We start from the raw sequence: 26,002 nt of genomic DNA on the forward strand, positions 1-26,002 counted from the left end.
TTGCCTCGTCAGCCGTAATTTCGGTGCCCCTGTCCGGGGCCGGGACGTGCGGAAAGACGCAGAAAAAGCCGCGCGACTCCCATTTCGGGTTTCGGCAGCTTTCAGCGTCTTATGAGACCACGATTCCAATTCGACCGATGCGCTGCGCGACGACGCATCATTTCCCGAAACCGTGGTGAAGTGCGGGATATAGGGGCTGTGTTGGATTCTGTCAAAGGGTCGGAGCGCGACAAGATTCGCGCAGTTCCGCAAGCACCTGGAAAACGTTTCGCATTGCAACGAAAATGATGCTGCAATGCAGCGTAAGCGTAACATTCCCCCGTCACTGGCCTCCAGCTGAGTTAACAAAGAAGGGGGTTGGTTTCCATGGCTAACAAGATGAAATTGCTCGCGGTGCTGCTGGCATCGACGGCAACGGGCGTGGCGCACGCTCAGCAGGAGCAAACCAAGCCGGAGGCATCTCAGGAGGCAGCGGGCGGCAACGAGATCGTCGTCACCGCGCAGAAGATCGAGCAGCGCGCGATCGACGTGCCGATCACCATCTCGGCGCTCACCGAAGCGCGGATGAACGAGCTCGGCGTCTCCGACCTCGACGAGCTGTCGGCCTATGTGCCCGGCCTCAATATCCAGGAGCAGAGCGCCAACAATCCCGGCATCGTCATCCGCGGCATCACTTCGGACAGCGGCTCGGCGCAGCAGGCGGCGCGCGTCACCCTCTATTACAACGGCATCGACATCTCGCGGTCGCGCGGCGCCTATCAGGCGGTCTATGACCTCGACCGTGTCGAAGTGATCAAAGGACCGCAGGCGACCCTGTTCGGCACGGCATCGGCGGTGGGCGCGATCAGCATGATCTCGGCCCGGCCCCGCGCGGGCTTCTCCGGCGAGCTGTATGGCGGCATCGGCAATTACGACCAGAAGCAACTGGGCGGCCATCTGAATCTGGGTTCGGACGTGATCGCCGGCCGCGTCGCCTTCGAATGGAAGAAGCGCGATGGCTATGTCCACAATCTCTCGACCACCCAGGGCGATCTCTATGCCCAGAACCAGCTCGGCGTTCGCGCCGCGCTGCGCTTCACGCCGAGCGATGCGCTGACCGTGGATCTGATCGGCACCTATGACCGGCAGCGCAACAGCGGCACGCCGTTCATCTCGAAGCTCTATCCGACCGCAAGCGGCCCGGGCAATCCGTTCGGCGATGCCAACCTGTCGGGCTCGCCGGTTTCGAAGGCCGCGCTCGGCGCCGACAAGCTGGGGCTGAACCGCAACGTCTATGACGGCAACCTGACGATCAGCTATGATTTCGCCGATGGCTGGAACTTTACCAGCGTCAACGGCTATCGCAGCTTCGACTCGCTCGAAATCTTCGACGCCGACGGTTCCGCAGCCTGGTACCTTGAATTCGCCGAAGGCGCCTATGGCTCGCAGATCAGCCATGAATCGCGCTTCGCCTATAGCGACGATCATTTCCGCACGAGCTTCGGCTGGAACGTCTTCCACGAGAACAACCGCCAGGAAGTGCCGTTCTCGACCGAGGAGGGCATCTATCTCCAGTGCGCCGCCAATGTGATCAAGGGCCTGGGCTGCATCGCGCCCAACGGCACCGTCACGGCCGCGCAGGCGACCGGCCTGCTCACCGGCGGCAAGGCGACCGCCATTCCCTATCGCTCGATCTTCACCAACAAGGGCATCAACGACAGCTATTCGATGTTCGGCGAAGTGACCTGGACGCCCACCCCGCGACTGGAGCTGACCGCCGGCATCCGTGCCCTGATCGAGCAGCGCAAGTCGGGCTATTATGCGGTGGCGCCGAAGTCGGTGCTTTCCGGCGCCGCGCTGATCCCGGGCCAGGTGACGACCAACGGCACGATCTGGTCGCAGGACAGCTTCCAGGCCTTCCTGCCGCGCTTCAACATCCTCTATCGCCTGAGCGACGGGCTGAACCTGTACGGCACCGTTTCGAAGGGTCGCCGCTCGCCTACGGTCAACCAGGGTGCCGGCACCACCTCGCTGATTCCGGAGGAGACGGTCTGGAACTATGAGGGCGGCATCAAGGCGTCGAAGGGCATCGTCTCGGGCTCGCTCGGCGTCTATTACCAGAAGTACAAGAACTTCCAGGTCTCGCGCGTGGTCACGGATGCGAACGACCCATCGGGTCGCCCGGTCGGGTCGAGCGTCACGGAAAGCGCCGGCAGCGCGAGCAATCTCGGCGTCGAGGCCGAGCTGCTGGTGCGTCCGGTGTCGTGGTTCAGCATGTTCGGCAACATCGGCTATATCGATGGCGGCATCGACAAGACCAAGGCGAACGGCGTCTATGCCGGCAACAAGTTCCGCCTCCAGCCCGAGGTCCAGGCGGCGGCCGGCTTCACGGTGGATGCGCAGCTTGGTGATGGCATCCGCTTCTTCGCAACGCCGAGCGTGACCTATCGCAGCAAGATCTATTTCGAAGTGCCGAACAAGGAAGCGATCTCGCAGGAAGGCGTGGTGCTGGTGAACGCCAAGGCGGGCGTCAGCTTCGCCGAGCGGCGCTACGAGATCGCCGCCTATGTCCGCAACGCGACGAACAAGCGCTATCTGCTCGATGCCGGCAACACCGGCGGCGGCTTCGGCAATCCTACCTTCATCCCTGCCGAACCGCGCTTCTATGGCGTGCAGCTGACCGGACGCTTCTAAGCATCCGTCCATTCGCCTGGCGGAGGGGTGGGGCGCGGCCCCATTTCTCCGCCAGCGCAAACCTCCTGCGAGCAGATCGGGGCGGAACCTTTTGCCTGCCCGTAAGTGCTGCGTGAATCTGCAATTAACCGCAGATGAACGCGGTTGTTCGTCGTTCATGACGCGCAGTTCACCGCAGTTTCGAGCCTCCTTCGCGACGGAATCCGGGTTCCATTCATTGAACCTGCGACATGAAGGAGAGACTTGTAATGCGTACCACCCGTGCCGCGCTGTTTCTCGGCGCCGCTTTCCTTGTTCTGCCCGCCCGGGCGCAGGACACCCCCCAGCAGGTTACCCCGCCGCCGATCATGACGACTCCGGCACCTGCGCCCGCTCCCCAGCCGCAGGTGGTGATCCAGCCCTCCGCCCCGGTGGTCCAGTCGGTCCCCTCGGTCGAGGAGCAGCAGCGCGGCGCCGCCGCGGCGGATGCGCCGGCTCCGGCCGAGCGCCGCGCCACCGCGACCCGCACCACGACGACGCGGACCACGACCACCCGCGCGGCGCCGGCTCCCGCTCCCGCACGCCAGGCCGCTCCGGCGCCTGCCGCCGAGACGCCGACAGCCCCGCCGTCGCCGCCGATCGATCCGTCGGCCGTGCCCGCGCCGCTGCCGCCCCAGGCCGAGACCGCGCCGGCTCCGGCGCCCGACGCCGCAGCGCCGGTAGCGTCCGACACCACCACGACCCAGACCAGCAGCACCGCTATCGCCTGGCCATGGCTGATCGGCGGCCTCGCGCTGCTGGGGCTGGGCATCATCGCGTTCCTGTTCACGCGCCGCCGCCGCAATGACGAGGTGGTGACCACCGAGACTGCCTATGTCGAGCCGGCCTATGTCGCGCCCGTCGCCGCCGCACCGGTGGTGGTCGAGCCTGTCGCCGCACCCGACGCCGCCGTCATCGCCGAGGTGCCGCCCGCCGACGAGCGGATCGTCCGCCGAGAGCCCAGCCCGGCGATCGTCCCCGAAGTCGCCGCTGCCGAGCAGGTCGAGGAGGCCGAGATCGCCGATGCCAGCAAGGACGACCTTGCGGGTGTCGCAGATGCCGCCGCGCCGGTTTCGCACCGTCCGTGGATCGAGCTCGGCCTGCGCCCGGTGAGCGCCGGCACTACCGAGGAAGAGGCGATGGTCGATTTCGAGCTGACCGTCGGCAATTCGGGCGACACCCAGGCGCGCAACGTCCGCATCTCGAGCTTCATGCTCGCCGATGAGGCCGAGAGCACCGAGATGGAGCGCATGCTCACCGAGCGCCGCGCCGACACCATCGTCCCGCCGGTCTCGATCGAGCCGGGCGACGGCACCCGCGTCGATGCCCATCTCGCGGTGCCCAAGGGTGACCTGGGCCGAGTGTTCAACCCCGTGGTCGTCGCCGAGGCGCGCTACACCCTGCCAGACGGTAGCGAGGCGCGCACCGCCGCGGCGTTCAGGATCGGCCGCCCGGCCTTTGAAGGCGGGATCGGCGCGATCGGTGCCTCGCGCCCCCATGTGACCGACGATCTCGCCGCCGAACTCTACGGCCAGCCCGAGCACGTCTGATCCCTGACATATCGGGGACACAGGAGCCCGCTTCTTCCGAAAGGGAGGAGCGGGCTCTTTCCTTGCGGATGGATTTGGGCCTATCGAACGCCATCCTGAGGGAGATACTATCACATGAACAAGTCGCTGCTCGCCCTGGCCGCCGGAACGGCCATCCTCGCTGCCACGGCCGCCCAGGCGCAGGAAAGCCCCGCACCCGCCCAGGCGCCCGCCGCGTTCAACGACATCCCGCCGAACTTCCAGCCGCCCGCGCTGCCGGCCGACTATATCAAGCGCGAAGTGATGATTCCGATGCGCGACGGGGTGAAGCTCTACACGGTGATGATCATCCCCAAGGGCGCGAAGAACGCCCCGATCCTGTTCACCCGCACGCCCTACAACGCTGCCGGTCGCGTCGTCCGCACCGAGAGCGGCAAGATGATCAACACCCTGCCCGAAGGCGACGAGGTGTTCGTAAAGGCCGGCTATATCCGCGTGTTCCAGGACATTCGCGGCAAGTACAAGTCGGAAGGCGACTATGTCATCACCCGCCCGCCGGTCGGCCCGCTGAACCCGACCAAGGTCGATCACATCACCGACGCCTATGATTCGATCGACTGGATGGTGAAGAACGTCCCCGAGACCAACGGCAAGGTCGGCATGCTCGGCTCGTCCTATGAGGGCTTCACCGTGGTGATGGCGCTGATGGGCCCGCACCCGGCGCTCAAGGTCGCCGCGCCCGAGAGCCCGATGATCGACGGCTGGATGGGCGACGACTGGTTCCACTATGGTGCCTTCCGCCTGGCGAACATCGGCTGGATCGGCGCGCAGACCGGCTACAAGGGCGCCGGCAAGGCCCCGCCGCGCCCCGACTGGGACGATTACGAGACCTTCCGCAAGGTCGGCTCGGCTGGCGACTGGGCCAAGCAGTTCGGCTATGACCAGCTGCCCGCCTGGAACAAGATGAGCCAGCACGTCGCCTACGACAAGTTCTGGCAGGGCCAGGCGCTCGACAAGCTGCTCGCCGCCAACCCCTCGAACATCCCGACGCTCTGGGAACAGGGCATCTGGGATCATGAGGACATGTACGGCGCGATCCACGCCTGGGAGGAACTGCAGAAGACCCCGCAGGCCAGCAAGAACTATCTGCTGATGGGTCCGTGGCGCCATTCGGGCTTCAACTATAACGGCTCGAGCCTCGGCCAGCTCAACTTCGAGGGCGACACCGCGCTCCAGGCGCGCCGCGACATCCTGCTGCCCTTCTTCAATGCCTATCTCAAGGACGGCGCGCCGGCCTTCACGCCAGCCAAGGCGAGCTTCTACAACACCGGCGAGAACCGCTGGGAGTATCTCAACAAATGGCCGCTCGCCTGCGAGACCGGTTGCGACGCCAAGCTTACCCCGATCTACCTCAAGCCCGCCGAGGGCCTGGGCTTCGACAAGCCCGGCGCAGGCTCGGACAGCTATGTCTCCGACCCCGCCAAGCCGGTGCCGCACCTGCCGCGGCCGGTGAACTTCCAGGACGGCCGCTGGTCGACCTACCTTGTCACCGACCAGCGCTTCGTCGATGGCCGTCCGGACGTGATGACCTATGTCACCGATCCGCTGACCGCCCCGGTCCGCGTCTCGGGCGCGCCGCTGGCGGACATCTTCGCCAAGACGACGGGCACCGACGGCGACTTCGTCGTCAAGGTGATCGACGTCTATCCGGACGACTATGTCACCAAGAAGGAGATGGGCGGGTTCCAGCTGCCGATCAGCATGGACATCTTCCGCGGCCGCTATCGCGACTCGTTCGAGCACCCGACGGCGATCCCGGCGAACAAGGTGCAAGAGTTCAAGTTCCGTCTGCCGACGGTGAACCATGTCTTCCAGCCGGGCCACCGGATCATGGTGCAAGTCCAGTCGAGCCTGTTCCCGGTCTATGACCGCAACCCGCAGAAGTTCGTGCCGAACATCTTCTTCGCCAAGCCGGAAGACTATCAGAAGGCGACGGTGACGCTGATGTATGGCGGCGCCCAGTCGAGCAACGTCCTGCTGCCGGTGGTGCCGCTCGATCAGTCGGCGAACGAACAGAAGTGAGACAGGAACGGGCCGGGGCGGGATGCTCCGGCCCGTTTCGCTTCGCCGGCGGAGGGGCGCGGATGAGAGGAGCGGTGGCGTTGGTGGCGGGACTGGCCGCGGCATGCGCGCCGCTCGCCGCGCAGGCTTCCACCTATCCCGAGATGCCGCGCTGTACGCTGCCGTCGCTGCCCGGTGACGCCAGGCTGGTGCTGTTCGGCGCCTATAGCGGCAACGCGGTTTCTTCGGTATCGGTCGGCGGGCCCGATCAGGCGACCGACGTCATCGATGTCGAGATCGAGCGCGGCACGAGGCGGCTCTATCTTGTCCTGACCTCCTATGAATCGATGGTTTGGCGAATTCGCGGCGACACGGGCCGGATCGCCGCGGTGGTGGTCTCGGCGTTTCTTTATCCGCGCAAGGCCGGCGACAAGAGCTCCCCGCCGCCCGTGCCGATGTCTGCCGCCGGGGTGACGGGTGTACCCCGGGAGAAGGTTACGATTGCGCCCACCAATTGCCCGGCCTTCTTCCACGCGCCGGACGGCAAGGAGGCGCGCACTGCGGTCGCGACGCTCCATCGCGCGCTCGGCTTCCGCCCCGATGCCGTATTCGGCGGATACCACGTGCGCCGCGTGGCGCTGCCCTCGGGAACACTGCCGCCCGGAGAGAAGGCTGTTCCGCCGACGCCAGCGGGGTTCGATCTCGCCTTGTGGCGGGAGGCATTACGTTACCATCCGGGTGGGCTGGTGCGCATCGGCCGGGGCCGGGTGGTCGCCCGTGCGCCAGTCGCGCCCTATCCGGTGCTGCCGAGCGAGATGGGCCTGGCCCAACTCCTCGGTGCAGGCGCGATCGAGCGTCGGCCGGACGGCACATTTCGCGTGCTGCGCCCCATCGCGCATCTGCCGCCGCGCCTGCGGGCGAAATTCTTCCTCGCACCCGGCGTGCCGATGCCGCCCGGCGATCCGTGGAATGGCTGCATTGTCGAGGAAGCGACGGGGCGCACCAGAGGCTCGATATGCGCGATGATGGGCGAGCGGACCCCGGAGCAATAAAGCCCCTGTACAGCGGCGCTGCGGAGTGTGACGGTGGGTTAGATCACCGACTCACCCGAGGGGAGAATAGATGAGGAAGTGGAGTCTTGCGCTCGCCCTGGCGGCGACTGCAGTCCCGGCGCTTGCCCATGCCCAGGCAAGCGCGCCTGCGGCGGCCAGCAAGCTGCATGTCGACACGCAATATTTCACGCTGCCCAATGGCCTGCGTGTCGTTCTGACCAGGGACACGATTGCGCCCACGGTCACGGTCGGCGTCTATTATGGCATCGGCTTCCGCGTGGAGCCGAAGGACCGCACCGGCTTCGCCCACCTGTTCGAGCATCTGATGTTCCAGGGGTCGAAGCATGCGCCCAAGGGCGTGTTCGACACGACGATCACCAATTCGGGCGGCGTCAACAACGGCTCGACCCGGTTCGACTTCACCAATTATTTCGAGATCGTCCCGTCGGGCGCGCTCGAGCGGATGCTGTGGCTCGAGGCCGATCGCATGGCCAATCCGGTGATCGACGATGTCGTGCTGAAGAACCAGCAGGGCGTGGTCGGCAACGAAGTGAAGGTCAACGTCCTCAACCAGCCCTACAGCACCTGGCCGTGGATCGACCTGCCGATGCTGGCCAACACCAACTGGTACAACAGCCATAATTTCTACGGCGACCTGAAGGAGATCGAGGCGGCGACGGTGCCCGACGCCCAGGCCTTCTCCAAGGAGTTCTACCGGCCGAACAACGCGGTGCTCGTGATCGCCGGCGACTTGGATTACGCCGCGACCCGGGCGATGGTGGAGAAGTATTTCACGCCGATCGCGTCCGCGGCGCCCGTCGCCCAGCCCGACATCTCCGAGCCGCGCCAGACCGCCGAGAAGTTCAAGAGCCGCGTCGATGCGCTGGCTCCCAAGCCGGGCTATGCCGCCGGCTATCACGTGCCGGATCGCGGCACCCCCGAATGGTATGCGATGGGGCTGATCGACCAGATCCTGCTCCAGGGCGACGACAGCCGGCTGTTCAAGAAGCTGGTGTCCGACACCGGCATCGCCGGCGAGCTTTCGGGCGGGATCAACGGCGATCTCGGCAACATGTTCAACTATCGCGGGCCGATGCTGTGGAGCTTCAGCTTCACCCATGATCCGACGCACACCACCGCCCAGATCACCAAGGCCGTGGACGAGGTGATCGAGGAGCTGCGGACGAAGCCGGTGACCGCAGCCGAGCTGCAGCGCGCCCGCACCAAGATGCGCTCCGACCTGTACGGCACGATCGACGGGGGAGGGCGGGTCGGCCTGATCGACCTGCTCGCCGTCTATGCGCTGTTCGACAATGATCCCGCAGCGGTGAACAAGATCGAGGAGGGCTTCGCCAAGGTGACGCCCGAACTGATCCAGAAGACCGCGCAGGAATATCTCCGCAAGACCAATCGCTCGGTCTACGTCATCGAGCCGGGCGCCCAGCCCAAGGGAGGCAAGTGATGAAGCGCATGCTCCTCGCATCGGTGGCGTTGCTCGCTGCCACGCCGGCCCTGGCCCAGGACAATTTCCCGCCCGCGCCGCCGATCGCCGATCCCAAGCCGTTCACCTTGCCGGCGACCGAGACCTATACGCTGCCCAATGGCTTGCAGGTCACGCTGATCCCCTATGGCATCGCCCCCAAGACGGTCGTGTCGCTGCGCGTGCGCGCCGGCGCGGTCAATGAAGGCGATGCGGTGTGGCTCTCCGAAGTCACCGGCGCGCTGATGAAGGAAGGCGCGGCCGGCAAGACCGCCGCCGATCTCGCCGCTGCGGCGGCGGGGATGGGCGGGCAGCTCAATGTCAGCGCCGGCATGCAATCCACGTCGGTCGGCGTGAACGTGCTTTCCGAATATGCCCCCGACGCGGTCCGGCTGGTCAGCGATGTGGCGATCCATCCGACGCTGCCGGCAAGCGAGTTGGCCCGGGTGAAGGCCAATCTCGGACGCCAGCTCTCGGTCGCCTTGTCGCAGCCGGGCACGCTGGCGGACGTGGCGCTGGGCCGCACCGTCTATGGCGCCAGCCATCCCTATGGCCGGATCATCCCGAGCGCGGCGCAGCTCCAGGGCTATACGATCGCGCAGGTGCAGGCTTTCCATGCCGGCCAGTTCGGCGCGAAGCGCGCGCATCTCTATGTCGCCGGGCGTTTCGACGCGGCGGCGGTGAAGGCGGCGATCGACAAGGCCTTTGCGGGCTGGAAGGCCGGTCCCGATCCGGTGACGCTGCAAAGCCCGCACAAGCCGGGCCCGCAGATCGTGCTGATCGATCGTCCGGGCGCGCCCCAGGCCACGCTGCGCCTCAGTTTCGATGCCAGCCGCGCCGGCACGGAGGGGGACATCCCGCAGCGGGTGACCAATGCGCTGCTCGGCGGCGCGTTCAGTTCGCGCATCACCCGCAACATCCGCGAGGACAAGGGCTATACCTATTCGCCCGATTCCGACGTGGGGTTCACCCCCGAACAGGCGCTGTGGACCTTCCAGGCGGACGTGACCACCGAGCATACCGGGGATTCGCTGAAGGAGGTCTTCAAGGAGATCCGCCGGATGCAGACCGAGCCGGTACCGGCCGACGAAGCCAAGGGAATCCGCACCTATCTGGCCGGCCTCTTCGCGATTTCGAATTCCACCTCCGGCTCGGTAGTCGGCACCCTGGCGACGCGCGACCTGCTCGGCCTGCCGGGCGACTGGACAGAGCGCTATGTGCCCGCGGTGCTGGCGGTGACCCCGGAGCAGATGCAGGCCTCGGCGAACAGCGGCTATCCGCTCGGCAAGCTCACTTTGGTGGTGGTCGGCGATCTCAAGACCGTCGTCCCCCAGCTCAAGGCCCAGCCCGAGCTGGCCAATGTGCCCACGACCACGGTGACGGTGCCGTGATCCTCCAAATCCTCCCCCGGCTTGGCCGGGGGAGGATTGCTTATGGCCTGACCCCCAGGATCGTCCGCTTCAGGTCGGCATAGATCAGGTCGTTGCCCAGCCCGCTGGGATGATCCCCATCGAAGAACAGCGGCCGGCCGCCAGGCAGCGCCTCGCAGGTCTGGCCAGGGCAGAAGATCGGCAGCGGGTCCCACAGGATCGTCGAGCGCCGGCTGGCGACGAGCTGGCTCATCGCCCGCATCACGTCGCGGCGACGCTCGAGCATGTGCTCGCGGCCGATCGTCAGGCCATGGCAGGCGGGATTGGCGCGGTTGAACCAGTCGGCGCAGCGGAAGACCGGGCTGGGGAAGACCGGCTTGGGCGCCTCGAGCACGATCCGCGCGCCTTTTGCCTCCAGCCGCTGCGAAATGGCCTGCGCTTCGGCCAGCGCGCCCTGGGAAACCGTATCGGGGTGCGCGCCGATCAGGTCGCGATCATTCTCGAACTGGTTGGCGAGCCGGGTGACGCGCAGGCCGGGGAGGAACACGACGTCGCCCGGTTTCGACCGTGCTTCGATGTCCTGCTCCACCCCTCGATACCAGCCGGCGCAGCGCGGGCGGGAGGCATGGGTCTGGATCAGCTTGAAATAGGGACAGCCGGGCCGGAAATAGAGGCGCACGCTGGCGCCGGTCTCCGCCGCCAGCCGGCGTAGCGCCGGAGTATAGGCGAGGCCGTGCGAGTCCGCCGGCACGAACAGCGTGAAGCCCTCCGGCCGGGCGCAGCGCGGGGTCCAGAGCTTGACCCGGCCGCCTGCTACCCACTCTTCGCTATCGATCGGTGTGCAGCCGGTCAGGTCGAGCGGCAGCGGGCGGCCGGGCTCGGCATACCAGGCGAAGCGGTCGCGGGTGACGCTGAGGGTGATCCGGTTGTGCGCCGCGATCAGCAGCTGCCCACCCAACGCTGCGACCAGCACGCCTGTCAGCGCTGCCGTGACGACCCGCCCACGCGGCCAGCAGGCGATGACGCGGCTCGAGCGCAGCGGCTTCTCGATCAAGAAGTAGGAGAAGATCGCCAGCACGACGGCGATGACCAGCGCGGCGAGCTGGTGCTTCAGGCTGTGGAGGCCAACGGTCCAGCGGAAAAGTACGAAGACCGGCCAGTGCCAGAGATAGAGCGAGTAGGAGAGCAACCCCACCGCCACCATCGGCCGGCTGCCCAGCGCCCATGGTGCGGTGCCGCCAAGGATCGCCGTGATGACCAGCGCGGTGCCTGCCACCGGCAGCAGCGCGCCGGGGAAGGGGAAGAGCGGCCCTTCGGGAATAGCGAAGCCCGCTGCGACCAGCAGCGCACCCAGCGGGGCGAGCCAGCGCCGGCCGGCGGTCCAGGGCTGCCAGCGCTCGCGGGTCAGGCACAGCAGCATGCCCACGCCCAGTTCCCAGAAGCGCGGGAAGATTAGGTAGAAGGCGAATTTCTGGGCGAACAGGCCGAGCACCGCGCAGAGCAGCAGCGAGAGGCTCGAGAGGATCGCCACCCAGCGCACCGCCTTCGCTCCCGAATGGAGCCGGTGGTGCCACCAGAGGAGGAAGGGGAAGAACAGGTAGAACTGCTCCTCTACGCCCAGCGACCAGCTGTGGGTGAAAGGGTTGTACGCCGCCTGGGGGCCGAAATAGCTGTCGGTGTCGGTCGCCAGCACCAGATTGCTCAACCCGAAAAAGGCGAAGCGGCCGACCTGGGGAAGGCTGTTGCTCAGCCAGGAATCGGGGATGAACAGCTGGGCGGCGAGCAGGGTCACCAGGAGCATCGCGACCAGCGCCGGCATGATCCGCATCAACCGGCGGGCATAGAAATAGCCGGCGAGCTGGCCGAGGCTGGTGAACTCGCGGCCGATCAGCGATCCGGTCACCACGAAGCCCGAGATGACGAAGAAGATGTCCACCCCGGTGAAGCCGCCGGGCAGCGTCCAGGGCCAGAGGTGGAAGAGGATGACCGAGGTGACGGCAATGGCGCGCAGCCCGTCGATCGCCGGTATATAGCCGGGGCCGGGCCCTGCTCGCTCGCCAGTCACCAATGTCTCCCCAGTGTTTCGTCGCTGTAAGGGACGGAGACCCGAGGGACAATCCGCCCTCGACATGCGGCGAACGGCGCGCGATGTGCAGCCATTGTTCAGCTTCGGAGCGCCAGGAAAAGGCCGTGAACGCAGGGAGGCTCAAGACTGGCTGGCTGTGCGGCCTGGCCGCGGCGACCCTCGCCGCGCCGCTGGTGCGTGCGCAGGACACACCGGCACCGAGCCCGAGCCCCGTGGTGGTCCCGACGCAGCGTCCCCAGTCGCTGCCGGGGGTGATCCCCGAGCGCTTCAGCCTGGCGCCCGCGCCGAGCCCGACGCCTGCGCCGCTTGCTCCGCCGAGCCCGATCCCGACCGTACGGGCGACCCCCGCGGCGCAGCGGGCCGCCCCGGTTGCGCGTGCCACGGCCGAGCCGCGGGGTACTGCGCCCATAGCCACGCCTTCGGCTTCCCCGGCCCCCGTGCCGGTCGCCACACCATCGGCCGCGCCGGTCGTTCAGGCGACGACCGTCCCGCAGCCGGCCGCCACCGCTGCGCCGGTTGCCGCGCCCGGATCGTCCACGCCGCCCTGGATCTGGGCGGCGGGTGGCGCCGGTGCGGTCGCGCTGCTCGGGCTGGGCGGCTGGCTGCTGCTCCGTCGTCGCCGTGAGGAGGATGAGGAGGAGGCGTTCTTCGAGGAGGCGCCGGTCGCCGCCCCGCCGCCGCCAAGACCCATCCAGCCGCCGCCCGGCCTGGTGCCTCCCGCGCCAGTGCCGCCGCCGATGCCCGTGCCGGCCGCGCCGGGCGGCGAGCCGTTCGAGCTGGCGCTCCGGCCGCACCGCATCGCCTTTGGCGAGAACGAGGTGGTGCTCGAGTTCGAGCTGCTGATCGCCAACCTCTCCGGCGCGTCGGCGGACAATATCCGCGTCGCCTTCGCGGCGATGAGTGCGCATGCCCAGCAGGATGCGGTGATCGCCGGCTTCCACGGCGGGCCGCCGGGCGAGCCGGGCGGCCCGCCCTTCGACCTGCCCGCAGGCGGCGGTGGACGCATGCCGATACGCCTGGCGATCCCGCGCAGCGGGGTGAATGTGGTCGAGCTCTCCGGGCGGCCCATGTTCGTGCCGATCGTGCTGATCGACCTGCGCTGGCGCGGCGGGCTGAGCGTCCGCCGCTTCGGCGCCGACTTCATGCTGGGCACGGCGGGGCAGGGCGACAAGCTCGGCCCGATCTGGCTCGATCGCCCGGCGCCGGGCGGGCCGCTGGCGGCGCATCGCTATGTCGCCCGGCAGGTGGCAGCGGCCTGAGGCTTCCTACCGCGGCGGCAAGCGCCGACTCGCCAAAGTTCACGAAGTTCATGCCTAGAGCGGGTTTTCGCGGGCGGAATGTCGCAAACATCGTGCACAGCGCAGATGGCGAGCGGCATGCTGCGCAATATCCTTGCGCACGCGTGATCCTATTTCTCCTACGGAGTCAAAGAGCGGCCGGATGTCGCGCCGGCTGGGTGAGCCAATCAGGCGAAATCCTATTTTGCAAGCGGGGCCTCCCCGCCGGGTCCCGCTGCCATCGGCCATCGCGGTCTGACGTCGAGCTTCGTGTTCAGCGCTCGCCTCCCGGTGGACCCCGGCACAAGGCCGGGGTGACGAAGGAAAACGGCTCCCCCGGGACGACCAAAAGAAAAGGGCGGCCCGTTGCCGGACCGCCCTGATCTGTTTCGCTGCGAAGCGAGAAGCTAAGAAGCTAAGAAGCTTACTTGACCTCGACGGTCGCGCCAGCCTCTTCGAGCTGCTTCTTGATCTTCTCGGCCTCGTCCTTGTTGACGCCTTCCTTGACAGCCTTCGGAGCCGACTCGACGAGAGTCTTGGCTTCGGTCAGGCCCAGGCCGGTGATGGCGCGGACTTCCTTGATGACGTTGATCTTCTTGCCACCGTCGCCGGTGAGGATCACGTCGAACTCGGTCTTCTCTTCAGCGGCCGGAGCAGCGGCACCAGCGCCACCCGGGGCGGCAACGGCGACGGCAGCGGCGGCCGAGACGCCCCACTTCTCTTCGAGCAGCTTCGAGAGCTCAGCGGCCTCGAGGACGGTCAGTTCCGAAAGCTGGTCAACAAGCGCGTTAAGGTCAGCCATGATAAACTCCAATCAGTTCAAATGTTTAGGGATGTATAAGCTTGCAAGGTCCGCTTATGCGGCGTCCTTGGCCGCATAGGCGCCGAAAACGCGCGCGAGCTGCGCGGCCGGTGCCTGGGTGACGGTCGCGAGCTTGGTCGCCGGAGCGACGATAAGGCCCACGAGCTTGCCACGCAGTTCGTCCAGCGACGGCAGCGAGGCGAGTGCCTTGATGCCTTCCTGGTCGAGCACCTGCGTGCCCATTGCGCCGCCGACGATTTCGAGCTTATCGTTCGTCTTGGCGAACTCGACCGCCACCTTGGCCGCAGCCACGGGGTCGATCGAGGTGGCGAGCGCCGTGGGACCCGTAAGCAGGTCGGCGATCGCCGCGTAATCGGTGCCAGCGGCAGCGATCTTGGCAAGCTTGTTCTTCGAGACCTTGTAGCTCGCGCCGGCCTCACGCATCTTGTTACGGAGGTCCGTCGACTGCTTGACGGTCATCCCGAGGTTGCGGGTGATAACCACCACGCCAACCTCGCCAAAGGTGCGGTTCAGCTCGGCAACGGCGTCAGCCTTCTGGGAACGATCCATGCCGGTCTCCTCGTTATGAGCGTCTCCCTTGCGGGAAGCGCCCGGTTACAAAATGTCCGAGGGGAAGGATCGTCGTGCCCGGTTATCCCTGGGCATGACCCGAGCGCTCCGCTTGCGGACCGCCGGTGAAAATCTGTCCCCGTCTAGGCGAGAGATCAAGCAGGGCAAATTCCCTGCACTCGCTGTCTCGGACGGTCTCCTCCCGAAGGAGGAAGGCGCGCCAATAGCGATATTTGTGGATAAGTCAATCGGTGCGCGCCGTGCGGCGGAGGGGATGCGCTGCGGTGTCTTCAAGGTTTCACACTTGTTTCGCGGAGGTTTCGCACAAGCACAACGAGACTGCCACATCCGCCTCCTAGGGGCCCGTGCTGCGGCGCAACGAAGCCGCGATCCCAGGGGGAAATAATGACCGTTCGTCACGCGCTTCGCGCTACCGTTTGTGCCGCCGTTCTCGCCGCCGCCATGCTGGCGACGCCGGCATTGGCCCAGGACCAGACCCAGGCAGCGCCTGCCGCCGAAGAAGGCGCGCCGGAGAATGCCGGGGACGGCACGATCCTGGTCACCGCGAAGCAGACCCGCTCGGCCACGGCGATCTCGCAGAGCGAAATCCAGAAGATCCTGCCGGGCGTCTCGCCGCTCAAGGCGATCCAGACCCTGCCCGGCGTGCTCTATGTCACCGCCGATCCCTGGGGCAACAACGAGCAGAACGCCCAGATCTTCATCCACGGCTTCGCCGGCAACCAGCTCGGCTACACGATGGACGGCATCCCGCTCGGCGACCAGAGCTATGGCAACTACAACGGCCTGTCGCCGCAGCGCGCCGTGACTTCGGAGAATGTCGGCCGCGTCGTCGTGGCGACGGGCGCCGGCGACCTCGCCACCGCCTCGAACAGCAACCTGGGCGGCACGATCGAGACCTATTCGTCCGATCCTACCCAGGCGTTCGGCTTCACCGCCAACCAGACGATCGGCAGCTACAACACCTCGCGCACCTTCCTGCGCCTGGACACCGGCAATTTCGGCGGCGGCGGCACCAATGCCGGCTACCTCTCGGTCGCGCGCCAGGACGCCCGCGCCTGGGATTTCAATGGCAAGCAGGGCGGCTGGCAGGTCAACAGCAAGTTCGTGCACGACGATTCGGTCGGCAAGCTGACTCTGTATTTCGACTATAACGACATGACCCAGCCGAATGAGGACGCGACCGTCTTCTTCAAGCCGTCGGCCGGCCAGACCGCCAGCGCGGTGCAGCTCTACACGCCCTATACCAAGCCGTTCTTCTATCCGAGCTTCGACGGCTATCGCAGCTATATCAGCGCGCTGGGCAACTCGCCCGCGGCGCAGGGAGGCAATTACCGCAACTATTATTCGGACGCGCAGCGCACCGACTATCTGACCTATGCGCGCTATGACGCGAAGATCGCCGACAACATCACGCTGTCGAACACGATCTACTATCACCACAATGACGGCGCCGGCGTCGTCGCCGGCCCGCTCGGCCAGTCGATCACGACGGCGCAGCCCTATCTCGATCCGAACTATGCCAGCCTGCCGGCCAATTGCCGCTTCGGCACCAACGGTAACGGCATCCGTCCCACGGCCTGCACCGGGCTGACCGACGCGCAGGCAGCAGCGGCCGGTGCGGCGCTGGTCACCGCCACGGGCGGCTCGGGCCTGATCACCCGGACCACCGAATATCGTATCGACCGCGGCGGCGCGATCACGGCGCTCAACCTGGAGCTGGGCGACCACAAGATCGAGCTGGGCGGCTGGTTCGAGCACAACAGCACCAGCCAGTGGCGCCGCTGGTATGCCGTGCCCGCGACCTTCCCGAACCTGAGCACGCCGTATATCCGCCCGCTGCAGGTGATGCAGCCGCTGTTCACCCAGTATCAGGGCGAGGCGCGGATCAACAATCTGCAGCTCCATGTCCAGGACACCTGGCAGGTGTTCGAGCCGCTGCTCGTCCAGTTCGGCTTCAAGACCAGCGCGCAATGGGCCAATGGCTGGTATCCGGTGCAGCCCAAGCTGGGTTCGCTCTCGGGCCTGACCGGCGGCCTGCCCCAGGGCAAGATCGACACGCTGAAGTGGTTCCTGCCGGCGATCGGCGCGACCTGGGACTTCAACGGGCACGAGGAAGCCTATTTCAACGTCCAGAAGAACCTGCGCCAGTATCAGGCATATCTGGCCGGTGGCGGCGGCCCGTGGTTCACCGGCAGCCAGACCGCGTTCAATGCCTTCGCCACCGACGGCAAGCCCGAGAGCAGCTGGACCTATGAGGCGGGCCTGCGCACCCACCGCAATTTCGGCGGCGGCATTGGGCTCGACGCGCAGGTCAACTATTACCATGTCGACTTCAGCGACCGCCTGCTGGCGATCTCGACCAATCCGGGCGGCATCGCGGGCGGCCAGATCGCCGGTGGCACCTCGGTGCTGGTGAACGTGGGCGACGTGAAGACCAACGGCGTCGACGCCGCCTTCACGCTGCGCTTCGGCCGCGCCTTCTCGTTCTACAACGCGGTCTCGTACAATCTCTCCAAGTACCAGAGCGACTATCGTTCGGCGGCGACCGGCATCGGCGCGGCCACCGACACCTGCATCGGCGGCTATACCGTGGCGAGCAGCGGCGCCAATGCCGGCATCGTCCCGACCTGCGGCAAGCAGCTGCCGGGCACGCCGAAGTGGATGAACAAGAGCGTCGCGACGCTCAATCTCGGCCCGGTCGAGGCGCAGCTGGTCGGCGACTATGTCGGCAAGCGCTATGCGACCTTCTCGAACGACGCCAGCGTCGGTTCCTACTTCCTCGCCTCGCTGAGCCTGGGCGTGGACCTGCCGGCGGAGCGGATCGGGATGCAGAAGGCGAAGCTGAGCCTGAACGTCACCAATCTGGGCGACATCAAGGGCGTGTCGACGCTCTCGGTGGGCTCGGCGACCAACAACTACTCGGCCTATCCGATCCCGCCGCGCCAGTGGTTCCTGACCTATTCGTCGCAGTTCTGATCGACGGTTGATGCGAAAGGGAAGGGGCCGGGGGCATCGCTCCCCGGCCCCTTTTTATTGCCCGAGGCCGGCGAGCAGCGCGCGGGCGGGTACCGCCTCGGGCGTGTCATAGGGGCCGTCCGCCACCGGCAACAGCGCAGCGCGGGCCGCCGGGGCGTTGCCGCGCTGCGCCAGCGCCTGGCCGAGCAGCAGTCTGGGGGCGGGGGCGGAGGGGACGGTGTCGGCGGCCTTCATCAGCCCCTCGATCGCCACGTCGGGCGCCGCTTCGCCGGCATCGGCGAAGCTGCGGTAGTAGGCGAGCAGGGGCAGCGGGTTCTCGCTGTCGGCGCGGTTGGCGCGGGCGATCGTCACGCGCGCGGCCTTGAGCTTCGCGGTGCGCTCGCCGGCCGGAGCGGCGAGGGCGAGCTCGGCCTGGGCGATGCCCTGCCAGGCGAGCGCGTTGCTGTCGCTCGGGGCGATGGCGAGTGCTCTGGAGGCTGCAGTTGCACATTCGGGGCCCTTGTCGCTGCGGCACTCGGCTTCGGCGAGCAGCAGCTGGGCGTCGAGATTGGCGGGGTAGCGCGCGGCATCGCGGCGCAGGCCCTTGAGCCAGCCGTCGCGGCGGGCGATCGAGTCGCTGCGCTGCTTCTGGTTCTTCGGGTCGGTGGAGGCGGGGGGAATCGCGATCCGCGCGCCGAGTTCGAGGCGGCCCTTGACGAAGGCGGCCTCGCCCTCGCTCAGCCGCCGGACGATCGGCTCGGCGGCGCGGTCGGCGGGATAGGACATCTGCTCATAGGGCAGCTTGCCGCGGTCATAGGCGATGAGCTCGGCCTGCAGCTTGCCCAGGTCGCCGAATGCCGCAGCGGCCTGTTCCATCGATCCGCCGGCCGCGATCGTGGCGAGATAGGCGTGGAGCTGGCCCCTGCGCGTGTTCGAGAAGAACAGCATGTGGGTGAGCGCCCAGGCGTGGAAGGGCGTCCAGCACTCGCCGGCCTTGCGATCGGCGAGAGTGCGGCCGGTGAGGATGTCGGCGACCGGCGTGCGCGCATATTTGTCGAGTATCTTGCGATAGCCCTCGGGCGCGCGGCCATATTCGATCCGGGCATCGCCCTCGATCGCGAGCGTGGCGAAGACCTCGCCGAAGCCGTCGACATACCAGCGCGGATAGGCGTGCGGAAAATAGGTGACGAGGAAATGGCGGGCATAGCCGGCATAGATGCGCCCTTCCGCCGACAGCGGCGCCGCCAGCTCGTTGACCGAAAGGGCCAGCGGATCGCCCCGGCCGAACCGGGCGATCGAGCCGGCATAGCTGGAGGCGAGCGCGGTGCTGGTGCCGGGATTCTCGCCGGAGACGCCGGGCGCGCCGACCGTCTCGGGCGTGGTGGCGCGGATCAGGTCGGGGAGGATGCCGGCAAGCGACTGGCCGCGCTCGAGCTGGACCTTCTGGTCGAAGCGACTCGCGGCGAACACTGCGCCGTCCTCGCGCGGGTCGTAATAGGCGGGCTCGGGGAAGGCGCGGGCATAGGGACCGGGCGAGTAGCGCAGGTTGCGCAGGTCCATCGCGTCGAACTCGGCGCCGTCGCCGACCAGGGTGATGCGCAGCTTCAGCGTGTTGTCGGGCTTGTCGACTCGGTTGAGCAGCACCGAGAGCAGGAAATGGAGCCGCTCGAGGTTATGGGCGATCCGCGCCAGCTCCTTCTCGCTGCCGTCGCTGATTACCAAGACATGATCGGTCTCGGCCTGGCGCCAGTTGCTCGGCCGGTCGCGCATGCCTTGCACGACGATCGCCGACTCCGGCGCGGGGGGATTCGACTCCTGTGCCTGGGCGGCTGCGGGAAGCCCGAACAGCGCAAGTGCCAAAAACATCCGGGCCCTATGCATATCGCCTATCCCCCTTCGTTGTCCGTGCGTTACTATGCGCGTTACGTCGGGGGGAAGGAAGCGCACTATGGCGGTTCGGCTGCGCCCGGAATCGCGAAGGGCAGAAGAGCGGGAGGGCATGCCATTTTGGCTGGATTCTCATCCGCCTGTGGCCATTTTCTCCTATACCCGGCCGGTGACTCCGCTGGCTGAAAATAACACCAACTCGGTTGGATTCGCGCGCGCGTCAGCTAAAAGCAGACGGCGATGGTGACCGGGACGATCGAGCAACTCACAGCACGCGAACGCGACTGCCTGCGGCTGGTCGCGCGCGGCATGTCGTCCAAGGAAATCGCCCTTGCGCTCGGGCTCTCCCCGCTCACCGTCGACGGCTATCTCAAGGAAGCGGTGCGCACGCTCGGCGTGTCGAGCCGGCGCGAGGCCGCGCGCGTCCTCGCATCGCATGAGTCGTCCCCTCAGGCGGCGCCTCCGCAGGTCGAGGAAACGCCCCCCCAAAATTTGGGGGCCGAGCCGCTGGACCTTGCCGAAACGGTGCATTCGGAGGTTCCATTGCCACCGAAACGGTCCGAAGCCGAACCGCGATTTCGGGTCCCGTTTCTGAGGCAGGGGAAGCAAACAAATGATCTGGACCCGTTCAACCGACTGATGTGGATCTTTGGTCTCGCGTTGCTGATGATGATCGCGGTGGCCAATTTCCTCAACGGGTTGGGCGCGCTCTGGCGCATTACGGGCTAACGCCCCGGTCTCTTTCGAAAACAACCACGTACCACGTCGCAGCCTTTGCTGCGCGAAGGAGGACCCATGCCTTCAGCCAAGAAGATCGCTTCCGTGCGCATTGCCCGTTCGCTCCAGCCGGCGGAGCTCGCGGTGAACCAAGCCGCGCTCAAGGTGCTGGCGATGGGCACCGCCGTGCTCACCGCACGCGCGGACGGCACGTTCCACCCGCTCGAGGCCCAGGCCGCCGTCGACTATGTCGGCGAGGCGACCGCGAAGGTCTTCGGTGCGCTCTCCGACATCAAGAAGGCGCATGGCGAGCTGCGCAGCGTCGCGATCCGCCACCAGATCCTGGGCGAGGGCGATGTGTTCGATACGCCGCCGCACGGGGATGTGCCGAAATTGGCGACCGTTCCTCCCGTTATCGCAGTCGCGGCATGAGGGGGGCGTTGACTTGGAACGGTTTCGCTGGTGCGATCATGTCGCATGAACAAGATCGTCTATCTGGCCTTGCTGGTGGGCTGCTGCCTCTACGCGCTCGCGCGCGGCGGCACCCCGGAGCGCGCGGCCGTGGGGATATTGGTGTCGGCTGTCGCCGCGACCATTCTCAGCCCGGCAGCCGGATCGCATCGCTTCTATCAGCTGGAGCTCAACCTGCTGGTGATCGATGGGACCTTGTTCCTGGCGATGACGGTCCTCGCGTTGAAAGCGCAGCGCTACTGGCCGATGTGGCTGGCCGCGGTGAAGCTCAACACGGTCGTCACGCACCTGCTGATCCTGTCACCCACCTTGCCGCCCTGGTCCTATGCGATCGCGAACGCGGCATGGAGCTATCCGAGCCCGTTGCTGATCGCGATCGGCGCGGTGCGGCATCGCCAGCGGCTGAAGCGCTACGGAGCGGATCCGGCCTGGTCCTGACAGGGGAGGCACATCATGGCTGAGGCGGACAACTCCCTGTACCGCCTGCGCGAACGCCCGGCGCTTCCGGCCCGGGCGGCGGCGGGCGGCGTGAGCTTCTCGGGCAAGGCAGCGGACCTGGTCGAAGGCATCTACCGCTCCCGCAGGCTGCGCGACGATGCATTCGGGGAGATCGCGGGCCAGTTCCGCGAGCCGACCTGGGACATATTGCTCGACCTATACCTGGCGGCTGCCAAGGGACGCCCGGTATCGGTGAGCAGCGCCTGTATCGGCAGCGGTGCGCCGCAGACCACGGCGATCCGCCATCTCGCCCTGCTCGAGAGCGCCGGGCTGGTGGTCCGCTCGCCCAATCCGATGGACAACCGCGCAGGCATCGTCACGCTGACCGAGGAAGCGATCCGCAGGGTCGACGACTGGGCGCGGCGGGTACGCAGCGTGTGGAAGGCGGAAACCGCCCTGCCAGGCGATCCGACAGTCTAGCCGGCCCCTTTCGAAAGGGGAGGCGAAAAGGGGCCGGAGGCAAGTCTTCGGCCCTTTTTTCATGCCCGCCGTACGCGGGCAAAAGAAAAGGGCCGGAAGGATCGCTCCCCCGGCCCCTGTTCTTTCAGCAGTGACGCTGGATCAGACGGTCGCGACTTCGGCGACGTCGACCTTCACGCCCGGGCCCATCGACGAGCTCAGGGCGACCTTCTTGAGGTACTTGCCCTTGGCGCCCGACGGCTTGGCCTTGACCACTGCGTCGACCAGCGCGTCGAAGTTCGCGCGCAGGTCTTCCGCCGGGAACGACGCCTTGCCGATGCCCGAGTGGATGATGCCGGCCTTTTCGACGCGGTACTCGACCTGACCGCCCTTGGCAGCCTTGACGGCTTCGGCGACGTTCATGGTGACGGTGCCGAGCTTCGGGTTCGGCATCAGGCCCTTCGGGCCCAGCACCTTGCCGAGACGGCCGACCAGGCCCATCATGTCCGGGGTCGCGATGCAGCGATCGAACTCGATCTTGCCGCCCTGGACGATCTCGAGCAGGTCCTCGGCGCCAACGACGTCGGCGCCAGCCTCGCGAGCCTCATCGGCCTTCGCGCCCTTGGCGAACACGCCGACGCGCACGGTCTTGCCGGTGCCCTTGGGCAGCGTGACGACGCCGCGGACCATCTGATCGGCGTGACGCGGGTCGACGCCCAGGTTCAGCGCGACTTCGATCGACTCGTCGAACTTGGCGGTGGCGTTGGCCTTCACCAGCGCGATCGCCTCGTCCACACCGTGCAGCTTCTCGCTGTCGATGGTCCAGGTCTTCTGCTTCTTGGTCAGCTTTGCCATGGTATCAGCCCTCCACAACCTGGAGGCCCATCGCGCGGGCCGAGCCCTCGATGATGCGGGTGGCCGCCTCGATATCGTTAGCGTTGAGGTCCTTCATCTTGACCTCGGCGATCTTGCTCAGCTCCGAACGGGCGATCTTGCCCGCCGAGACCTTGCCCGGCTCCTTCGAGCCCGACTTCAGGTTCGCGGCCTTCTTGATCAGATAGGTCGCCGGCGGGGTCTTGGTCTCGAACGAGAACGAGCGGTCCGCATAGACGGTGATGACGGTGGGGAGCGGGGTGCCCTTTTCCACGTCGCCGGTCTGGGCGTTGAACGCCTTGCAGAATTCCATGATGTTCACGCCGCGCTGACCCAGGGCAGGGCCGATCGGAGGCGAGGGGTTTGCAGAGCCGGCCGGCACCTGCAGCTTGATATAGCCGGTAATCTTCTTTGCCATGTCACTCTCTTTCGTAGGGCGCCGTGCCGAGGCTTGGCGTCCATGATCAAGTCGAGCGGTATAAGCGGCCGTGCGAACACGACCTCCCGCGGATTTCCGTAGCTGTTGCTTTGGAAGGGCGCGCTCCTAGCGCAATCTGCGTTCCAGTGCAATTGCTTCCGTGCTGAAGTGGCGCGAACCGGCCCGCCACGCGAGAGTTGGTGTCATCAAACTGACTTGATTAACTTTTGTTAATGACGCTGAACTGTCATCGCTCCGGCGCACCGGCCCCCCGTTCAACTCCCTGGGGGGACCTCCAAAAATGCGCAACGCCAAGACCCGTTTCCTCGCGCGCCCGGCGCTCGCTGCGCTGGCGCTGAGCATCGCCGCACCCGCCTTCGCGCAGGAGCAGGCGGCGCCCGCAGCCGAGGCGCAGGACGCGCCGCAGGACATCGTCGTCACCGGCCAGCGCGCCGCCCAGCGCGCCGCGAACCTCGAGAAGCGCGATGCCGACAACACGGTCGAGACGCTGCACGCCAATGACGTGGGCAAGCTGCCCGACCAGAATGTCGCCGAGGCGATCAAGCGCCTGCCGGGCCTGTCGGTCGCCAACGACCAGGGCGAGGGCCGCTATGTCATCATCCGCGGCATCGATCCCAACCTGATCAACGTCACGCTGAACGGCCAGACGCTGCCGGCGCCCGAGCCTGCTGGCCGCCAGGTCAAGCTCGACGACCTGCCCTCGGGCATGATCCAGTCGGTCACCGTCAGCAAGTCGCTGCTCGCCAGCCAGGATGCCAATGCGGTGGGCGGCGAGGTCAACATCAAGACCAAGACCGGCTTCGACAGCCGCACCCCCTTCTTCTTCGACGCCCGCGGCGCCATCGGCCGCTACGACATGAACCACAAGGCGCCGTGGGAGCTCGACGCCACGCTGGGCGGCCATACCGACACGCTGGGCGCGGTGGTCTCGGTCAACTATTCGAGCCGCCCGATCGAGACGGAGAATTACCAGGGCTCCGCGGCGTGGAATGGCGCCGGCACGCCCGACGGCAACGGCCTGCGCGACTATAACCTTACCCGCACCCGGCTGGGCGTGGTCGGCAATTTCGACTGGCACCCGAGCGACGCAGTGAAGCTGTACCTGCGCACCAGCTATTCGAAGTTCCAGGACCACGAGACCCGCGACCAGAACCGCCTGGCGATCACCACCTTCACCCCCGGCGCGCTCAAGGCGACCGGCACGATCCTGGTCCGCCGCCGCGAGGAGGACGACAACACCAAGTCGGCCACGCTGGGCGGCGAGTTCGACCTGGGCGGCGGCAAGCTCGAGGCTTCGGGCGGCTGGACCCGCGCGGTGAAGATCGACCCGATCCGCAGCGAGTTCACCTTCGGCACCAGCAAGGGCGGGGTGTCCGCGAGCTTCGACAACAGCACCGATCCCTATACGCTGGCGCCCGGCGGCACCTCGGCCGGGGTGTTCGACGATCCGAGCCAGTTCAAGCTGACCAAGTTCAACTACGAGACGCGCCAGGCCAGCGAGGACCTGTGGCAGGGCCGGCTCGACTATACGCTGCCGATCTCGGTGGGCGAGGACAGCGCAATCAAGGTCGGCTTCAAATATCTCGACCGCCGCAAGAAGAACAATCAGGACAAGCGGAACTACAAGAACGGCGCCACGGCCTGGACGATGACCAATGTCGCCTATGCCGCCGATCCGAGCTTCTATGACGGCCAGTTCCATTTCGGCGAGCGGATCGATTACGGCGCCGCGCTGGCTTATACCAACGCCAATCCCGGCGTCCTGGCGATCGACAATGCCGGCACGCTCGCGGACTCGCTGTCGAGCGACTATGACGTGCGCGAGAAGATCACCGCCGGCTATGCGATGGCGACGCTGCGCTTCGGCGCGCTGACCCTGATCCCGGGCGTGCGGGTCGAGCATACCGACGACGATATCCGGGCGAAGATCGTCCAGAGCGGCTCGACGCTGGCCGATGGCTACAACAGCCATGGCGAGAACGGCTATACCGACTTCTTCCCGGGCCTGAACGCCAAGTTCGAGATGGCGCACAACCTGTTCCTGCGCGGCGCGCTGACCACGGCAATCGGCCGGCCCAACTATGCCGATCTCGCGCCCTACATCACCGTCGACAGCGGTGCCGCGCCCACGGCGATCGCGCTCGGCAATCCCGACCTGAAGCCCTATCGTGCGGTCAACTACGACGCCTCGATCGAATATTATCCGACCCCGGACAGCCTGTTCGTCGCGGGCTTCTTCCACAAGGACATCGACAACCCGATCTACAAGAGCGGCGGCCTGGTCACCAACGGCGTCTATGGCGGGGTGACCTATGCCAGCGCGCTGGTCACCAAGCCGATCAACGTCGACAGCGAGACGCTGAGCGGCGTCGAGTTCAACCTCCAGACCCAGTTCACCTTCCTGCCGGGCCCGTTGAGCGGCTTCGGCGTCTCGGCGAACTTCACCCATGTCTGGGGCCATGCGAACGGCATCGGCAATCGCGGCGACCTGCCGCTTGCCTTCCAGTCGAAGAATGTCGGCAACGTCCAGCTGTTCTACGAGAAGTACGGCATCGCCGCGCGCCTGGCCTTCAACTATCGCTCGTCCTATCTCGACACGCTCAACCTGCCCGCGGCCTCGGGCGACCAGTTCACCGACGGCAATGGCCAGCTCGACCTGCACGTCAGCTACCAGATCATGCCGGAAGTGACGGTGTTCGGCGACGCGGTGAACCTGACCAACGCGCCGTGGCGCCGTTATATCGGCTCGAAGCAGCTCCTGGTCGAGCGCGAGCAATATGGCGCGCTGCTGCGTGGTGGCGTGCAGCTGCACTTCTAGGCCGAA

19 protein-coding genes are annotated in these 26,002 nt (G+C 66.6%); 13 read left to right on the forward strand and 6 right to left on the reverse strand.

Features of this window, described 5'->3' with window-relative positions; translation table 11 throughout:
- The first annotated feature begins 366 nt into the window (after positions 1 to 366).
- From J2W22_RS21375 to J2W22_RS21400, 6 genes are all read left to right on the forward strand, one after another.
- Positions 367 to 2,673, forward strand: coding sequence for a TonB-dependent receptor (locus tag J2W22_RS21375; protein ID WP_307120297.1), 2,307 nt, complete (start codon positions 367 to 369; stop codon positions 2,671 to 2,673).
- Positions 2,674 to 2,921: 248 nt separating this feature from the next.
- Positions 2,922 to 4,241, forward strand: a complete 1,320-nt coding sequence (locus J2W22_RS21380; RefSeq protein WP_307120298.1) for a hypothetical protein — start codon at positions 2,922 to 2,924, stop codon at positions 4,239 to 4,241.
- 114 nt (positions 4,242 to 4,355) lie between these two features.
- Positions 4,356 to 6,302: a CocE/NonD family hydrolase gene (locus tag J2W22_RS21385; protein ID WP_307120299.1), complete on the forward strand. Its 1,947-nt coding sequence runs from the start codon at positions 4,356 to 4,358 to the stop codon at positions 6,300 to 6,302.
- Positions 6,303 to 6,382: 80 nt separating this feature from the next.
- Positions 6,383 to 7,333 (forward strand): hypothetical protein, encoded by a 951-nt coding sequence (locus J2W22_RS21390; protein ID WP_307120300.1) that lies wholly within the window; start codon positions 6,383 to 6,385, stop codon positions 7,331 to 7,333.
- A gap of 70 nt (positions 7,334 to 7,403) precedes the next feature.
- Positions 7,404 to 8,795 carry a M16 family metallopeptidase gene (locus J2W22_RS21395; protein ID WP_307120301.1) on the forward strand — a complete coding sequence of 464 codons (1,392 nt, stop codon included), beginning with the start codon at positions 7,404 to 7,406 and terminating at the stop codon, positions 8,793 to 8,795.
- Positions 8,795 to 10,204, forward strand: a complete 1,410-nt coding sequence (locus J2W22_RS21400) for a M16 family metallopeptidase (protein ID WP_307120302.1) — start codon at positions 8,795 to 8,797, stop codon at positions 10,202 to 10,204. Before J2W22_RS21395 ends, J2W22_RS21400 begins: the two co-directional genes overlap by 1 nt.
- A 40-nt stretch (positions 10,205 to 10,244) precedes the next feature.
- Here the strand turns inward: J2W22_RS21400 and J2W22_RS21405 are convergent, their stop codons facing one another.
- Positions 10,245 to 12,248: an acyltransferase family protein gene (locus J2W22_RS21405; RefSeq protein ID WP_307120303.1), complete on the reverse strand. Its 2,004-nt coding sequence runs from the start codon at positions 12,246 to 12,248 to the stop codon at positions 10,245 to 10,247.
- A gap of 125 nt (positions 12,249 to 12,373) precedes the next feature.
- Between J2W22_RS21405 and J2W22_RS21410 the strand changes: the two genes are divergently transcribed.
- The gene (locus J2W22_RS21410; RefSeq protein WP_307120304.1) at positions 12,374 to 13,528 is read left to right on the forward strand and encodes a hypothetical protein; all 1,155 of its coding nucleotides are present in this window, start codon (positions 12,374 to 12,376) and stop codon (positions 13,526 to 13,528) included.
- A 442-nt stretch (positions 13,529 to 13,970) separates the two neighbouring features.
- Here the strand turns inward: J2W22_RS21410 and rplL are convergent, their stop codons facing one another.
- Positions 13,971 to 14,348 (reverse strand): 50S ribosomal protein L7/L12, encoded by a 378-nt coding sequence (gene rplL / locus J2W22_RS21415; protein ID WP_086130246.1) that lies wholly within the window; start codon positions 14,346 to 14,348, stop codon positions 13,971 to 13,973.
- A 54-nt stretch (positions 14,349 to 14,402) separates the two neighbouring features.
- Entirely contained in the window at positions 14,403 to 14,918 is a 516-nt protein-coding gene (rplJ, locus tag J2W22_RS21420; protein ID WP_307120305.1) for a 50S ribosomal protein L10, read from the reverse strand.
- A gap of 405 nt (positions 14,919 to 15,323) precedes the next feature.
- Between rplJ and J2W22_RS21425 the strand changes: the two genes are divergently transcribed.
- Positions 15,324 to 17,915: a TonB-dependent receptor gene (locus J2W22_RS21425; protein ID WP_307120306.1), complete on the forward strand. Its 2,592-nt coding sequence runs from the start codon at positions 15,324 to 15,326 to the stop codon at positions 17,913 to 17,915.
- A 54-nt stretch (positions 17,916 to 17,969) separates the two neighbouring features.
- Here the strand turns inward: J2W22_RS21425 and J2W22_RS21430 are convergent, their stop codons facing one another.
- Positions 17,970 to 19,760, reverse strand: a complete 1,791-nt coding sequence (locus J2W22_RS21430; protein ID WP_307120307.1) for a tetratricopeptide repeat protein — start codon at positions 19,758 to 19,760, stop codon at positions 17,970 to 17,972.
- Between the two features lie 261 nt (positions 19,761 to 20,021).
- On the opposite strand from J2W22_RS21430, the gene J2W22_RS21435 reads away from it, so the two are divergent.
- The 4 genes from J2W22_RS21435 to J2W22_RS21450 all read left to right on the forward strand — a co-directional run bounded on the left by J2W22_RS21435 (position 20,022) and on the right by J2W22_RS21450 (position 21,887).
- A complete protein-coding gene (locus tag J2W22_RS21435; RefSeq protein ID WP_307120308.1) occupies positions 20,022 to 20,510 on the forward strand; it encodes a helix-turn-helix domain-containing protein in 489 nt (162 codons plus the stop codon).
- A gap of 66 nt (positions 20,511 to 20,576) precedes the next feature.
- Positions 20,577 to 20,930, forward strand: a complete 354-nt coding sequence (locus tag J2W22_RS21440; protein WP_307120309.1) for a hypothetical protein — start codon at positions 20,577 to 20,579, stop codon at positions 20,928 to 20,930.
- Positions 20,931 to 20,975: 45 nt separating this feature from the next.
- Positions 20,976 to 21,407: a hypothetical protein gene (locus J2W22_RS21445; RefSeq protein ID WP_307120310.1), complete on the forward strand. Its 432-nt coding sequence runs from the start codon at positions 20,976 to 20,978 to the stop codon at positions 21,405 to 21,407.
- 15 nt (positions 21,408 to 21,422) lie between these two features.
- On the forward strand, positions 21,423 to 21,887 hold the full coding sequence (locus J2W22_RS21450; protein ID WP_307120311.1) for a winged helix DNA-binding protein: 465 nt from the start codon (positions 21,423 to 21,425) through the stop codon (positions 21,885 to 21,887).
- Positions 21,888 to 22,028: 141 nt separating this feature from the next.
- Here the strand turns inward: J2W22_RS21450 and rplA are convergent, their stop codons facing one another.
- Complete coding sequence (gene rplA, locus J2W22_RS21455) at positions 22,029 to 22,721, reverse strand: 50S ribosomal protein L1 (protein ID WP_307120312.1); 693 nt, start codon at positions 22,719 to 22,721, stop codon at positions 22,029 to 22,031.
- A gap of 4 nt (positions 22,722 to 22,725) precedes the next feature.
- A complete protein-coding gene (gene rplK / locus J2W22_RS21460) occupies positions 22,726 to 23,157 on the reverse strand; it encodes a 50S ribosomal protein L11 (RefSeq protein ID WP_183998219.1) in 432 nt (143 codons plus the stop codon).
- A gap of 301 nt (positions 23,158 to 23,458) precedes the next feature.
- Between rplK and J2W22_RS21465 the strand changes: the two genes are divergently transcribed.
- On the forward strand, positions 23,459 to 25,996 hold the full coding sequence (locus tag J2W22_RS21465) for a TonB-dependent receptor (RefSeq protein WP_307120313.1): 2,538 nt from the start codon (positions 23,459 to 23,461) through the stop codon (positions 25,994 to 25,996).
- Positions 25,997 to 26,002 lie beyond the last annotated feature (6 nt).

This window comes from Sphingomonas kyeonggiensis (assembly GCF_030812785.1).
GTDB lineage: Bacteria > Pseudomonadota > Alphaproteobacteria > Sphingomonadales > Sphingomonadaceae > Sphingomonas > Sphingomonas kyeonggiensis_B.